Annotated in this window: 12 protein-coding genes; 8 read left to right on the top strand and 4 right to left on the bottom strand. The window is 37.6% G+C overall.

Going from position 1 to position 14939, the window contains the following annotated elements; translation table 11 throughout:
* Window positions 1–25: 25 nt before the first annotated feature.
* Window positions 26–1093: a nicotinate mononucleotide-dependent phosphoribosyltransferase CobT gene (cobT, locus tag TL18_RS10235; protein WP_067045150.1), complete on the bottom strand. Its 1068-nt coding sequence runs from the start codon at window positions 1091–1093 to the stop codon at window positions 26–28.
* Window positions 1086–1679, bottom strand: a complete 594-nt coding sequence (locus tag TL18_RS10230; protein ID WP_156064681.1) for a hypothetical protein — start codon at window positions 1677–1679, stop codon at window positions 1086–1088. The genes cobT and TL18_RS10230 overlap by 8 nt, the downstream gene beginning before the upstream one ends.
* 79 nt (window positions 1680–1758) lie before the next feature.
* Here TL18_RS10230 and TL18_RS10225 point away from each other — a divergent pair, with 79 nt between their 5' ends.
* The 8 genes from TL18_RS10225 to TL18_RS10190 all read left to right on the top strand — a co-directional run bounded on the left by TL18_RS10225 (window position 1759) and on the right by TL18_RS10190 (window position 12343).
* Window positions 1759–3357 carry a bifunctional N(6)-L-threonylcarbamoyladenine synthase/serine/threonine protein kinase gene (locus TL18_RS10225; RefSeq protein ID WP_082706468.1) on the top strand — a complete coding sequence of 533 codons (1599 nt, stop codon included), beginning with the start codon at window positions 1759–1761 and terminating at the stop codon, window positions 3355–3357.
* 46 nt (window positions 3358–3403) lie between these two features.
* A complete protein-coding gene (locus tag TL18_RS10220) occupies window positions 3404–3955 on the top strand; it encodes an XTP/dITP diphosphatase (RefSeq protein WP_067045141.1) in 552 nt (183 codons plus the stop codon).
* A 66-nt stretch (window positions 3956–4021) separates the two neighbouring features.
* Entirely contained in the window at window positions 4022–4420 is a 399-nt protein-coding gene (locus tag TL18_RS10215; protein ID WP_067045138.1) for a 30S ribosomal protein S15, read from the top strand.
* Window positions 4410–5744, top strand: a complete 1335-nt coding sequence (locus TL18_RS10210) for a DHH family phosphoesterase (protein WP_067045135.1) — start codon at window positions 4410–4412, stop codon at window positions 5742–5744. The genes TL18_RS10215 and TL18_RS10210 overlap by 11 nt, the downstream gene beginning before the upstream one ends.
* Before the next feature lies 1 nt (window position 5745).
* A complete protein-coding gene (locus tag TL18_RS10205) occupies window positions 5746–6933 on the top strand; it encodes an aconitase X catalytic domain-containing protein (protein ID WP_304438197.1) in 1188 nt (395 codons plus the stop codon).
* 90 nt (window positions 6934–7023) lie between these two features.
* Window positions 7024–8409: a Mur ligase family protein gene (locus tag TL18_RS10200; RefSeq protein WP_067045129.1), complete on the top strand. Its 1386-nt coding sequence runs from the start codon at window positions 7024–7026 to the stop codon at window positions 8407–8409.
* Window positions 8402–9910: a Mur ligase family protein gene (locus TL18_RS10195; RefSeq protein WP_067045126.1), complete on the top strand. Its 1509-nt coding sequence runs from the start codon at window positions 8402–8404 to the stop codon at window positions 9908–9910. The genes TL18_RS10200 and TL18_RS10195 overlap by 8 nt, the downstream gene beginning before the upstream one ends.
* 111 nt (window positions 9911–10021) lie before the next feature.
* Window positions 10022–12343 carry a DEAD/DEAH box helicase gene (locus tag TL18_RS10190; protein ID WP_067045123.1) on the top strand — a complete coding sequence of 774 codons (2322 nt, stop codon included), beginning with the start codon at window positions 10022–10024 and terminating at the stop codon, window positions 12341–12343.
* On the opposite strand, the gene TL18_RS10185 is transcribed toward TL18_RS10190, so the two are convergent.
* Both TL18_RS10185 and TL18_RS10180 read right to left on the bottom strand, forming a co-directional pair.
* Entirely contained in the window at window positions 12340–13089 is a 750-nt protein-coding gene (locus tag TL18_RS10185; RefSeq protein ID WP_067045120.1) for a sugar phosphate isomerase/epimerase, read from the bottom strand. The genes TL18_RS10190 and TL18_RS10185 overlap by 4 nt on opposite strands.
* Before the next feature lie 5 nt (window positions 13090–13094).
* Window positions 13095–14939 carry a PINc/VapC family ATPase gene (locus TL18_RS10180; RefSeq protein ID WP_067045117.1) on the bottom strand — a complete coding sequence of 615 codons (1845 nt, stop codon included), beginning with the start codon at window positions 14937–14939 and terminating at the stop codon, window positions 13095–13097.

Here is a 14939-nt window from a genome sequence, read left to right as displayed (position 1 = left end):
AAAAAATATAGAGATTATTAAATCTCTATTTACATACTTTTTCTATTTTTTTTCTTAGTTTTTCAACAGAACTTCCTAAAACGAGTGCTGTAAACATTGCACCTCCAGCTCCGGCGCCTTCCTTAACGAATCCTTTCAGATAATTTTTCAATCCTTCATGTTCGGAATCCTCAAATCTAGGATCCACCACATTAACAGTGATGTTGTCGTCAATTTGCTTTAAAATTCCGAATAGGTCTGCAGTTTCGTCGCCTGCAACGTATACTGTTGTAGCCAAGTTGATTCTTGAAAAATCGAAGTTTGGCTGTAATGATTTTATGATTGCACAGGCGGCAGCCATTTGTGTTCCTCCAGCTAGAATTATAGGAATTTCTGAGCCTAAAACTACTCCGGCTATTGCAGGCAGTGTCGGATCGCCTACGGCAGCTATTGCCTGGAACGCATCAATATCGTCTTTTTCAGGGTCAAGGCCTGCATTTTTCAATCCTTCGTCCACAACTTTTGTTTTCATGTCATGGGGATTGTGAGGCATGCTTCCGCTTACTTTTTCATTGGCATCATATCCGAGTGCTCTCAATACTCCTAAAGCGGTTGTAGTTCCTGCAGCTATGCTTTCACCTATAATGAGCATTTCATGCCTGTTTGATAATTCAGAACCCAAATCCTTTGCGTTTTCAAATATTTCAAGAGGATTCAAAACTCCTTTTCCGGTTCTGATGTCTCTTCCATAATCCTTTCCGAGGTTTACATATTTCACATCAGGTTTGATTTTAGAACCGGCATCAACAACGACAAAAGGGATGTTTGCAAGTTGAAGTGATGCTTTTGTAAGTCTTGCAGGTGTTGGTGCAGCCGCATCCCCCACTACGGTTTCAGCCGGTGCTTCACAGCATCTCACTTCGCCTAAAACCATAAATTCAACATCTGAAGCGGGAGTGTATTCAGTCAAATCCGCTGACGGACCGGCACCTGAAATTCCATCTATCAATGAGGTTTCGGTTGTTCCTATTGTAATCAAAAATACGGAATTGTCGCTTTCTTTTAATTTTTCCAGCAATTCAGTTGATCCGTATGTGGTTATTCCATCAATCATCTTTTTCACCTAATTTTTTCAACTGTTCTATTATGATTTTGTTTTGATTAATAATCTTTTTATTTTGAAGCATTATTTTCTTTAAGAGTTCCCTGTCCGGCAACTCATCATCTGTATAGAATTTTTTGCCGTCTCTTGCTCTTGGTGGAATTTTTATCTGATCTTTAGGTGGAAGAGGCATTACCTTTTCTTCTTCAGTTTCCTTTTGTGGAGATGGTGTTTTTTCCTCTTCTTTTGGAGTCATATTGATTTGATTTTGTGGAAGTGATGCTCCGCCATCGCTTCTTGGAGGGATTACGCCTCTTGAAGCACTGTCTTCATTTGATACAAAATCAACATATCTGTGTTGAACTTCAATTTTTCCTTTCTCATCAAGCAATTCCATTAGTCTTTCATCTACTTTATCGACACCAACCAGCTGTTCTTCCTCCACTTCATGAATCAATCTTTTTTGAATGTTGTACGCATTGTAAATAGCGATTCCTCTTATCTTACATTCGTTTTTAAACATGTCATGAATGTTGATGTCTCCTGTTAATTTTTTAATCCTTTTTTGTTCTGGAGTATTTGCACTATAAAATCCCATAATCATATTATGTTTTTCAAATTTAAAAAATATTTTTATATTTCCAAAATGTAATATAATAATTAATTAATTTTTTTGGTTGATTATTTTGATAAGCTTAGGAATTGAAGGAACTGCAGAAAAGACCGGTGTAGGCATTGTCGACAGCGAAGGAAATATTTTGGCCATGGCTGGAAAACAATTGTTTCCAGAAGAAGGAGGCATTCATCCTAGATTGGCTGCAGAACACCATGCCGAATGGATTCCTAAATTGATTCCACAAGCTATTGAAGAATCAGGCATTTCTTATGAGGACATTGATTTGATTTCATTTTCTCAGGGTCCCGGTTTGGGGCCTGCCTTGAGGATTGTTGCAACTTCAGCAAGGAGTCTGGCTTTATCACTTAAAAAGCCAATCATCGGTGTCAATCACTGCATTGGACATGTTGAAGTAGGTAAACTTGATACAGGTGCTGTAAATCCAGTATCTCTTTATGTAAGTGGAGGTAACAGTCAGGTTATAGCATATGAAAGCGGACGATATAGGATTTTTGGCGAAACATTGGACATAGCAATTGGAAACTGCCTTGATCACTTTGGCCGTGAAACCGGTCTGGGACATCCTGGAGGCCCTGTAATCGAAAAGCTGGCCAAGCAGGGAAGTTATATTGATTTGCCATATGTTGTAAAGGGAATGGACTTCTCATTTTCAGGATTGTTGTCTGCAGCACTAAGGCAAGCCGAAAAAGGAACTCCAATGGAGGATATTTGCTTTTCACTTCAGGAAACAGCTTTTGCAATGCTTGTTGAGGTTACTGAACGTGCACTCTCTCACACCCAAAAGGATGAGGTGATGTTGTGCGGCGGTGTTTCCGCCAATTCAAGACTGAGGGAAATGCTTAAGACAATGTCTGAAGAGCACGGAGCCAAATTTTACATGCCTGAAATGAGGCTCTGCGGAGATAATGGAGTGATGATTGCATGGTTAGGTCTTCTAATGTGTAAGGAATTCGGGCCGATGGACTTGTCCGAAACAGGCATTATACAGAAATTCAGGACTGACGAAGTTGACATCCCATGGATTGACAATATCAAATCCTATCTGAAGTTAAGCGATGATTTGATAGCAAAAGGTGCAGAATCCAACATTGTCAAATCCAGCTATCTGGGCGAAAAGGCGGTCTTGAAAGATAGGATTCCTAAAAATTACAGAATACCTGAAATCGACAACAAGATTAGAAAGGCAAGAACCAAAGAGGAAGCCAAACTTTTATCCGATGCCAAAAAGGCAGGCGTTAAAACTCCTGTGTTGTATGATGTTAATCTAGAGGACAAATCCATTCTAATGGAAGAGATTGAAGGTGAAATGGTCAAGGATATTCTTGACGAGGAATTGGCATTCAGAATCGGTGAGGAAATTGCCAAGCTTCACTCAGCCGATATAATTCATGGTGACATTACCACATCGAATATCATGCTTCAGGATGACAAGTTGGTTTTCATTGATTTCGGTCTTGGAAGATACTCTCATATGGATGAGGATAAGGCAGTTGATTTGCTAGTTCTTAAAAAGGCCCTTCAAAGCATTGACTATAATTTGGCCGTGAAATACTTTGATTGTGTCTTGAAAGGATATGGCGATGAATCTATCTTGAATAAAATATCCGACATTGAATCTAGGGGAAGGTATACCCACTAATTTTTTGGATTAAATTTATAATAAAAATGAAATCATAATTAAAAATATGATAACATTTATAACTGGTAACGAACATAAAGTTAAAGAAGCAGAGAATATTTTCAAGGATTATGACATTAACTTGGAGCATATTGATTTAGGTTACGAAGAACCCCAAGGAACTCTTGAGGAAGTGGCCATATCAGGCGCAAAATATGCTTGTCGTAAACTTGACAAACCTGTGATTGTTGAAGATGCTGGTTTATTCATTAAAGCTTTAAATGGATTTCCTGGAACATATTCACATTATGTTCAAGATACTATAGGTAATCAGGGAATTTTAAAGTTATTAGCAGATACTGATGACCGTTATGCCGAATTCAGGTCAGTTATTGGGTACTGTGCCCCCAATTCTGAGCCCAAGATCTTTTTAGGCAAGGTGTCAGGTGAAATCGCAGTTGAAGAAAAAGGAAATTTAGGATTTGCTTTTGATCCATTGTTTTATGTGCCTAGTTTAGGCAAGACATTCGGAGAACTTACAACTGATGAAAAAAACCAATTTTCACATAGAAAAAACTCTTTAGAAAAATTCATTAAATGGTATTCTAGTCAAGAGTAGCATTGTTTTTCTAATTATACTAATTGGGCTTATTTAAGATTTAAAAAATTTAAAGAGGTTTATATTATGGCAAGACCAGAATGGGTAACTTATAGTGACGAAGAAATTGAAGAAATGATTTTAAAATTTAACAAAGAAGGTAAAAGTACTTCTCAAATCGGTATTATTTTAAGAGACCAATACGGAATACCTTCCGTTAAAGACGTAACCGGTGAAAGAATCACCCAAATTTTAAAAAGAAACGGTCAAGCTGGAGAATACCCAGAAGACTTATTAAACTTAATCAGAAGAGCAGTTAATATCAGAGACCACTTAGAAGAAAATCCTAAAGATTTACACTCTAAAAGAGGTTTAACTATTATTGAATCAAGAATCAGAAAATTAGCATCTTACTATGTAAGTGAAGGTGTATTACCAGAAGGATGGAGATATAATCCAAAAGAAGCAGCACTCCTTGTTAAATAGAGCTAAGGAAGCTACTGATGTGCTTAAGGAGCACATCGAAAAGGACAGTGTTATAAGAATAATTTCTCATAACGATGCTGATGGAATTTCAGCAGCAGCTGTTATAGCGAATGCTTTGGCTGAAGAGAATGTTCAGTTCCACACTACAATTATCCCTCGCCTTAAGGAGGATATTGTAAATCAGCTAAGGCATGAAAAATATGACTTGTTCGTATTTTCAGATATGGGCAGTCCGTTCATTAAGCAATTCAATACCTACAAGCATGACGTAATTGTTGCAGACCACCATCAGGTGGACGATACTGCTTCCGAAAGCAATGTTGTCCATGTCAATCCGCATTTGTTTGGAATTGATGGAAGTAAGGATTTGTGTGGTGCAGGTTCAAGCTATCTGACTGTGCGTGAACTTGATAAAAAGCATTTGGCTTACTTTGCATTGATTGGTGCGTTTGGTGATATGCAAGGCCAAGATGGATTTACCGGTGTAAACAAGTTGATTGTTGATGATGCATTGGAAAGCGGTACTCTGGAAGTTCATGAGGACTTGAAAATTGTTTCAAAAGCTTCCGAACCGATTTTTAAATCTTTGGCTTACACTTTTTCACCACCACTTCCAAAAATCAGTGGAGATTTGGATGGTGCTCGTGAATTTTTAGAACGTAGGGATTTATCCTACGGAATCAAATTCACAGATATGGAAGACGAAGAAAAGGATTTGCTTAAAGAAGCTCTTATTTCCATTAACCCGGATATTTTCGGGGACTGTTATACTGTTCCTAAGGAAGTTCCGCTCTTGCGTGATTTGGAGGAATATTCCTATATTCTCGATGCATGTGGTAAAAACAAAAAGCAAGGTCTTGGATTAAGCATTGCACTTGGTGAAAGGGACAAGGCCCTTGATGCGGCATTAAAACTGCAACGCCAATACCGCGATCAAATAGTTAAAGGCCTTGAATGGGTTAAAAAGGAAGGTGCTCAACAATTGAATAGTATCCAATACTTGTATTCTGAAGATAAAGTTCTCAAATCAGTAATGGGAACTATTGCAAGCATTGGTTTATCAGTTGAGCTATTGGATGACTCCAAACCGGTACTTGGATTGTCAAGACTTCATAAGGATATTAAGATTTCCGGAAGAACCACTCGTGAAATGGTTGCAAAAGGCGTTAATTTAGGCAAGGCCTTACAGGATTCATCAAATAATTTTGGTGGAACCGGAGGCGGACATGACATTGCTGCAGGCGCTATGATTCCTTATGAAAGCAAAGACAATTTCTTGCACTTGGTTGATGAGATGGTTGAATATCAATTAGCAAATGATTAGTATGTTTTTAACAAAAGAAGAAGAACAAATGTGTGATGGGGAGTTCGGGGAAACCATCAGAAAAAGCATGGATATTCTCGTTGCATTAGGAGATATCTATGGTGCTTCTAAATTGGTTGACATAACTTCCGCACAGGTATCCGGTGTCTCATATAAGACTATTGGGGATGCTGGTTTAGAGTATCTTGAAGACTTGGCTCGTGATGGATCAGGTAAAGCTACTATTAATGCTTCTTTAAATCCACCGGGAACCGATTTGGACAATTGGGAGGAATTGGGATTTCCTCGTGAATTTGCAATAAAGCAAAACCAAATTGTTGACGCATATGCAAATCTCGGAATTTCTAAAACATGTACCTGCACTCCATATTTGGTAGGTAATGTTCCAAGATTTAGAGACCATGTATCCTGGTCTGAATCATCTGCAGTTGCATTTGTTAATTCTGTAATCGGCGCTAGAACCAATCGTGAAGGAGGTCCGGCAGCATTGGCCGCAGCTATTGTTGGAAAAACTCCATTGTACGGGTTCCACTTGGAACGCAATAGAAAAGCAAATTTAGTTGTCAATGTTGATTGTGAACTTAGGGGTGCTGATTTTGGTGCATTAGGTTATATTATTGGAAAATTTGTTGGTGGAGGTGTGCCTTACTTTAAGCTACAGAATACTCCTAACAACAATGATTTGAAGACCTTGGGCGCTGCACTTGCATCATCCGGTTCAGTTGCACTTTATCATATGGAGGATGTCACACCCGAATATGATGTCGCTGGAAAGGATGACGTTGAAGACATAATGATTATATCTGAAAATGAGATTTTAGAAACCCGCCAGAAATTATCCACTACTGGCAGGGAACCTGATTTGATATGTTTAGGTTGTCCTCATGCATCTTTAGAGGAAATTAAGCAGGTAGCTAATATTGTTCAAGGAAAAACTATTAAAAATAAATTATGGATTTGCACTTCAGTCAGCGTAAAGGCAACCGCTGACAGAATGGGCTACACTGAAGCCATTGAAAAGGCAGGCGGAAATGTCGTATGTGACACCTGCATGGTTGTGGCTCCTATTGAGGACATGGGCTTTGAAGTGATTGGTGTAAATTCAGCAAAAGCAGCAAATTACGTTCCATCAATGTGTGGACTTGATGTTGTTTATAACGATGTAGAAAATTTAATTCAATTTGAATGAATTTTCTAAAATTCTTTTTTTTATCCTATTAAGATTTAAATTTAATAAAATTCAAATATTAAACTAATTAAAAAATGAGGAAGACTTTTTATGAATTATTTAGTTGTTGGTGCTGGAAATGCAAGTAGGCCTGTTGCAAGATTATTGAATCATCTGGGTCATGATGTTGTTGTAACAGATTTAAAGGATATTTCAGAATTTAAAATAGAATTTCAAAGAAGTTTAAATCAAATGGAAGAAGAAGGTGTTGTCTTGGACATGCCTAACAAAGACCCTTCCGTAGATGGCTTTGATGCAGTCTATATGCCTCCTACTTTACCTAGTTCTGCTCCAATAGCTCAAAAAATAGCAAACTCTGATTTAAAGATTTTAACCAATGAAGAATTTTCCAAAATTGTCAACGATTTGATTCCAATTGATATCATTGGAATAACCGGAACTATGGGAAAGACCACAACAACATTCATTACAACCAGCCTATTCAAACAGGCGGGATATAAGGTATGGTCATGTTCTTCCCTTGTAAATAACCTGGTTTCAGAAGCAATCATTGATGGAATTGTTAAAGGAAAGGCTGATGAATCCGACATAGCAATATTTGAACTTCCTCATGGTACAATTGGCCTTTTGAATAGACTCGATGTCAAGATTGGACTTTTGACAAATATAGCCGAAGACCATTTATCAGAATTCGGAGGATCACTTGAAAAATACCAGCAAAGGAAATTGGTCCTGCAAGCTATGAGCGACAAATTCATAGCCAACAATTCCTGCAGGGAAATAATTGAAAAAGTCAGAGACGATGCAATATATTATGCATTGGATGAGGATGTTGACTTTAAGGGAACTGTTGGAGACAAGTCCCTGACTATCAAATATGATGATAACGAGTTTACCACTCCATTTTATATGATGAGCTATTTCTTTGAAAACTCTGTTGCGGCTTCCGCTGCAGCATTGACATATGGAGTTCAACCAAAAGACATTATTGATGCATTGACTGAATTCAAAGGCCTGCCAGCACACATGGAGGATGTCGGCGATTACAACGGCAGAAAAGTAATTTTGGATTCAGCGTTTCTGTATGATGGAATGAAGATTACATTGGATTACTTTAAAGATGAAAGTGTTGTCTTGTTCCTTGATCATTTTGATACATTATCCGTAAGGGATAAGGCAGAAGTCGGTCAACTAGTAAGTGGATATGACATTAAGGTTGTCATTGCCAGTGGATTTAATGAAGTCACACAAGAGGTGGAAATGGAAGCCGCCCAGGAGATTTTGGACGCGATTGACAATCCGAAAATCGAAAAAGTTGCCGTTGAAAATATTGAAAAGGCAGCAGAATTGACTTTTAAATATTCCGAACCTGGCGATATTATCTTACATATGGGTCCGCTCATAGCATATGACAGATTGACTACTGTAGAGAAAATTATGAAAGGATTAGAGATAGGGAGCAAAAAATATGAATAAGAACAAAACCTTCGGTGTTATAGGTGTTTGCGGACCAAACGGTAACTTGATAGCTAGAATCCTTAAGCAAAGAGGATATGACGTTATAGGAAACGATTTGTTATTTAAAAAAGACTGCAAATTTGCAAAGACCCTGGAAGGTTACGACATCGAAGTTTTTTATGGAAATCCTCCAGAAACATTCTTTAAAAAGGCCGATTATATAGTGCCTCCAGCTAGCCTATCCAAGGATTCAGATTTATTTAAGCAAATCGACAATCCCATTTTCGAATTATGCGATGTCATTGAATTGATTCAGCCTGAAAAACCTGTATTTGGAGTAACCGGTACAAATGGTAAAACAACTACAACCACACTGCTTAAGCACATTGCTTACGATAATGGAATTAAACCATGTGAACATGATCTCGAAGGAATGCAGGGAAATGCAGAATTCATTCCTATTCTTCAATCAAGATTGGATGGGGATGTTGGAATTCTTGAAGTTGGAACCTTTGGTGTTTCAGGCACAATCGGAAGAATTGTCAAGAATACTTCAATGTCTTCCGGAATAATAACAAATATCACTCCAGACCATTTGAATGACCTTGGAAGCTTCATGGATTACGCTCATGTTAAAGGTGAATTCATTTCTGAATTGGGTCTCGGACAGTTGATTGTCAACGGTCAGGATCCGACAATTATGGGTCTTCTAAGGGAACTTGACTTTAAAGGAGAAGTCATCACCTTTGGAGTTGATGAGCTTCCGGATTCAGTCGGTATGAAGGAATGCGTCTGCGGCAATGAAATTGCTGTTAAGGAAATCATTTCAGGTTGCGGCTATTATTTCTGCAAATGCGGTTTGACAACCCCTCAAGTTGATTATATTGCTACAAATGTCGATTTGAAAAACAGGACTTTTGATTTGCACACTCCTACCGAGAAATTGACAGTAAAAATGGGTGTTGATGGACTTCACAATGTTTATAATTTGACTGGTGTAATCATTGCAGCTCATAAATTCCTGGATCTTCCATATGATAAGATTTTACCTACAATCGCCAATTTCACTGGTGTAAGCGGAAGAATGGAAGAAGTGGCTAACATAAAGGGAAAAGACATCTTTGTTGATTATGCTCACAATCCCGGCGGTGTCGAAACTGTACTGAAAGAGTTCAATAAGTTATATGGTGATTTCACAACTGTTATTACAGTTTCATCCGAATCCGGCTATGTCGGTGATTTGGATATATTTAACAGCGTTTTAAAATTCTCCAAGTTTATAGTTCCTGCTTCTGTTGCATCCCAAAAGATAGCTGTAGAAAAATTAAGGGAAACTCCTGAGTTGAATGATAGGATATTTTTGAACCATATCGATGACTTTGAAAAAACCGGAACTCTTGGAGCTTCCAAAGAGGAAGTTATAGACGGATTGAAAAAAGCTTTAAACTTGGATTGTGAAATGGTAATAGCCATTGGAGAAGCGGCCATCAAATTCAAATCCGTAATATTCGATTTATGATTTTCGCTGATTTTTCAAATCAGCCATTAAATATTAATTTCACAAACTTATTTTACTTTTCAAATGCTCTCTTAAAACATTTATAAGTATTTAAATACAAAATTTGTAACTATGACTAGCTATATTAATCATCCTTTATTGAAAAAAGATGCAATTGAATCAAGGCTATATCAACAGATTCTTGCAGGGGATGTTTTAAAAAAAGGAAATACAATGGTTGTTGCACCTACAGCTTTAGGTAAGACAATCGTTGCTATTTTGGTTGCTGCTGATAGGTTGCATAAGGTTAAAAATTCAAAAGTACTTGTTTTAGCCCCATCCAAACCTTTGGCAATTCAGCATGAAGCTAGTTTTAAGGAATTCATCAATCTTCCCTGCACTTCAATAACAGGTGCAGTCAAAACCGATGAGCGTATCAAAAGATGGGAAGAATCCAGAATCATATCTGCAACACCCCAAACCATAGAATCAGACTTGTTAAATGGGCGTTATGATTTAAGTAGCGTTTCTTTAATTGTATTTGATGAATGCCACCATGCTGTCGGATCTTATTCCTATGTATATCTTGCTTCCCGTTATGTTCAGGAATCAAAATATAATTTAGTTTTAGGGCTTACCGCTTCACCGGGTTCAGACAAATTCAAGATTAAGGAAGTCTGTGAAAATCTATACATTCAGAATATCGTTGTTAAAACCGAAGACGATCCTGATGTGAAACCTTACTTTAATCCAGTAGAAATTGAATGGGTTAGGGTTAAAATGAGTTCCGAACTTGAAAAAATCAAAAAGCATGTTGATAAAGCTTTAAAAATAAGGCTTAAGGCATTGAAAAACATGGGCGTTATTAAAACGGTGTCCGTTGGAAAGGTGGATATTTTAAATGCAAGGGGAAGAATTCAAGGTGAAATTGCAAGGTCCGCCAATCCGGATAAGGATCTGTTCCAAGCCATTTCCATATTGAGTGCTGTTATTAACATTCAGCATGCGCAGGAATTAATTGAAACCCAAGGTGTTCAAACATTCAACAAGTATGTTGCAAGGCTTCGAAAAAAGAAAACCAAAGCAGCAAAATCATTGATGTGGGATGATAACTTTAGTCGAGCAGTTAAAATGGCTAGAGATGCTGAAAAGCATGGTTGGGAACACCCTAAACTTAGAGAAATCACAAAGATTCTTAAAAAGGAATTGGGTGAAAGCGATGGTCAAACCAAATTAAAAACATCTCGTTTCGATGATAAAAGTGATGAAAATTCTTCAAAAATCATGGTATTCACACAATATAGGGATACTTTGGAAATGATTCATCAGAAACTGGAAAAAGAAGGAATAAAATCTGCAAAATTCTTTGGCCAAGCACAGAAAGATGGTGAAAAAGGGTTAACTCAAAAAGAACAGAAAGCCATCATCAAATCCTTTAGAAAAGGCGAGTATGATGTGCTGATTTCAACAAGTGTTGCTGAAGAGGGTATTGACATACCTGCTGTTGATTTGGTTGTTTTATATGAACCTGTTCCGTCCGAAGTCAGAATGATTCAAAGGCGTGGAAGGACTGGCCGTAAAAGAACAGGTCGTGTTAAAGTTTTAGTCACTAATGGAACACGCGATGAGGCTTATTTCTGGTCATCAATTAGAAAAGAGGATAGAATGAAAAACCAACTTATTGATCCTGACGTATTGGAGGAGTTGAATGCATCTGCAACTGAGAGAATGGAGAATGAAAAACATATTAAGGTAATTGACAGGCCTAAACAGGAAAATGATTTCCCTATTGTTTATGCAGACTCTCGTGAAGGCAATTCAAAAGTCATAAGGCATTTGACTGAAATGGAGATTGATGTTAAAGTGCAGTCCATGGCGGTTGCCGATTATCAGGTCAGTGATGAAGTGGCTATTGAAAGAAAAACTGCAAAGGATTTTGTTGATTCAATAATTGATAAAAGATTATTCAAACAAGCCCAGGAGTTATCTGAAGAGTTCAAACGTCCTTTAATGATTCTGGAAGGTGATGATTTATACTCTGGAATGATTAATCCGAATGCGATTAGGGGATCACTAGCGTCAATTGCAATTGATTTTGGCATAAGCATCATTCCTACAAGAAATGCGCAGGATACTGCTGCTATGATTAAAAGAATTGCAGTGAGGGAACAAAACGGTGAAAGAACTCCTATTCAGATTAGGACTGATAAAAAACCTGTCAGCTTGCTGGAGCAGCAATTGTTCATTGTCGAATCATTGCCTAATATTGGTCCGGTCAATGCTAAAAATCTATTGCAGCATTTTGGATCTGTTGCCAATGTCTTCAATGCTTCTGAAAGCGAACTTCAGGAGGTTGAGGGAATCGGTAAAAAAACAGCTGAAAATATCAGGAAAGTAATAGATTCGAAATATTTGTATTTCCAAAAAGAAATTAAGGAGAAAAAACTTCTTTAGAAGTTCTTTTTCATATATTCATAACTTTTTTTGATAGAATCGTAGTCATTTACTTCAATGATGTAGATGCCATCATAATTTTTATTCTCTAAAGTGTCTACTATATGATTTAAATCAATAGAGCCTTCACCTAATGCAAGGTGTGCATCATCATCACCATAATTATCGTGGATATGTATGTGTTTAATGGAATCAAAAATCATGCCCTCTGCGGAATATCCTGCATGGTTTGCATGGCCGATGTCTAATGTCATTGCCATATCCAAAGATGTTAGAAGTTCATCTAAATCTTCAATATTCTGATAAATCATCCCATCAAATGTGGGCATATTTTCAATAGTGGTCAAAACCCCTAAATCTTTACCATACTCGCCAAGTTCCTTGATGGATTCATTTGATAATTCATAGACCTTATCTAAAAAATACTTATTGGCCAAAAAAGTAGCTAATCCCGGATGAACGACAACCGCTTCGGCGTTGATTTCATTGGCCAAATCAATAGAATCCTTAATCTGCCTTATTGAATTCAATCTGCTTTTGTCCTGTAGGGCTGCAATGTTAACATCCATAAATGGTGCATGGATGGAATATTTCAGATTAAAGCTTTCCAGCAAATCCGCATCAATGTCTTCACATGGAAATTGGTGGACTAGTTCAGCATATTCAATTCCCAGGTTTTCAATAAATTCCAATGTATGTTCCAACGTGTTGTCTATTCCTGCAAGTGTTGATGCTCCTATTTTCATAATTATCACATTTTCTGAACGGCAGTAATTGTCAATCCCATTTCAATAGCTTCAATAATGAGATCAGATAACTCTATTCCTCTTTTAATTTTTATTTCACCTTTTTTGGATGTGGTTGCTGTTAGCAAGTATTCGTTTTCAATATAAACATCAAAGTTTTTTCCGCCGTTGTCTTTTCCCAATTCTAAAATCAGCTGTTTTTTAGTATGGATTATATCCACTTCAAGGGGAGTTTTATTGATTGGTTTGTCTTCTATGACTTCAACTCCAAGACTTATTCCGATGGACTCTTCGATTTCCGCGATTCTTTTACCGTTTTTACCGATAATTTTCGCAACATATTCATCTGGGATGTAGATATTTGCTCTTTCGGGGGATATTACTTCAACCTCAACTTTAGCCTTTTTAGGAAGGATCTTTTTAATCTTTCTCAAGATTTCCTTTTCGGCAATCTTGTCAACGGATGATTTGTAATGTTCATCTTGGGAGCTTCCATTGACCAAATCCATGTCCATTACAATTGTTTGCTCACCATATGTGTAAATCTCATTTTTAAGCTCGCCAGTTTCAAAGTCCCTTACTTCTATAACCGGCCTTGCAAGGTCGGCTTCCTTCATTCCAGTCGGAACTTTAACGGTCATTTTAGTTTCATAAACGCTTGTGACTTTCCCGTCTTCAATGTAAATGCTTGTGTCTACAATTGAAGGTATTACACCCAATTCCACTCTTGAAGCAATCCTTTGTATTGCGTCTATCGGGCGTGTTGCGTGGACTACCCCTATCATTCCGACACCGGCCAATCTCATATCTGCAAATATATTGAAATCGCTGTTTTTTCTAAGCTCGTCATAGATTGTATAGTCTGGCCTTACAAGCAGCAGAACGTCAGCGGTATTTTCCATGCTTCCCTCTAATGGTGAGTATTGTGTAATTTCATCAGGCAGTTGCAAATCCCTAGGGGATTCCATGGTCTTTACAATTTTATTTAGTTTAGATGAGTAGTATTTTGCAATTGCTTGAACAAATGTGGATTTACCTGCTCCTGGAGAACCTGAAATCAATATTCCTTCTGCGCTGGTTCTGATTCTGTCGAGCAATTTATCAGATAAATGGTATTCGTTTAGATTGATGTTTGCCACAGGCCTTACAATTGTGATTTCCAAAGCCTCTGAAAATGGCGGATAAGCTATTGAAATTCTGTATTCTCTGGACTGGACAACAAATGAGCCTTCCTTTTCACTTTCGAGATATGTTTTTGGATCGCTTTTGGCTTTGTCAAGTATTTCATCAACAATCTCTTTAAGTTCCTTGTGGGAATAGCGCTTTTCATTCAAGACTTCAAAGTCAATGTGTCCGGGGGTTCCCTTTTTAGCCATTGGAACTACGTTTTCCTTTAAATGTATGGACATTGTGTTTTCATCAAAGAATTTTTCAATGGAAAGTGGCTTTTCCTGATATTCCTGTTTGAAATAGTAGACTGGAATGCCTTGAGCCTTAGCGGTTTCTGCCTGCACCTTGTCATTTGTAAGAAGTGTTCCCATTTCACTTCTGGCCAAGTCTCTTATAATGCTGTCGATTTCACCGCTTTTAGCATATCTGATGTCATAATTGGTAGGTCTTTTTCCTTTAAAGCTGATGGACAGTTCTCCTTCATATTGGAGGTCCTGCAGCTTCTGCAGTTCTTTTAATCCTCTGCGACCTTCTGATCTGTTAGCGTTAGCCTGGTGTTCAAGTTCACAAACGACTGCTTCTGGCACAATAATCTCTGGATAATCCAAGTCTTCCTTTTCAAGCAGTTGGCTTATTGCGCCTATGATTACAGCACTTGTGTCAGGTATTATGCATTTCAT

This window comes from Methanobrevibacter sp. YE315, assembly GCF_001548675.1.
Taxonomy (GTDB): Archaea; Methanobacteriota; Methanobacteria; order Methanobacteriales; family Methanobacteriaceae; genus Methanocatella.
This window is presented reverse-complemented; position numbering and strand designations above follow the sequence as displayed.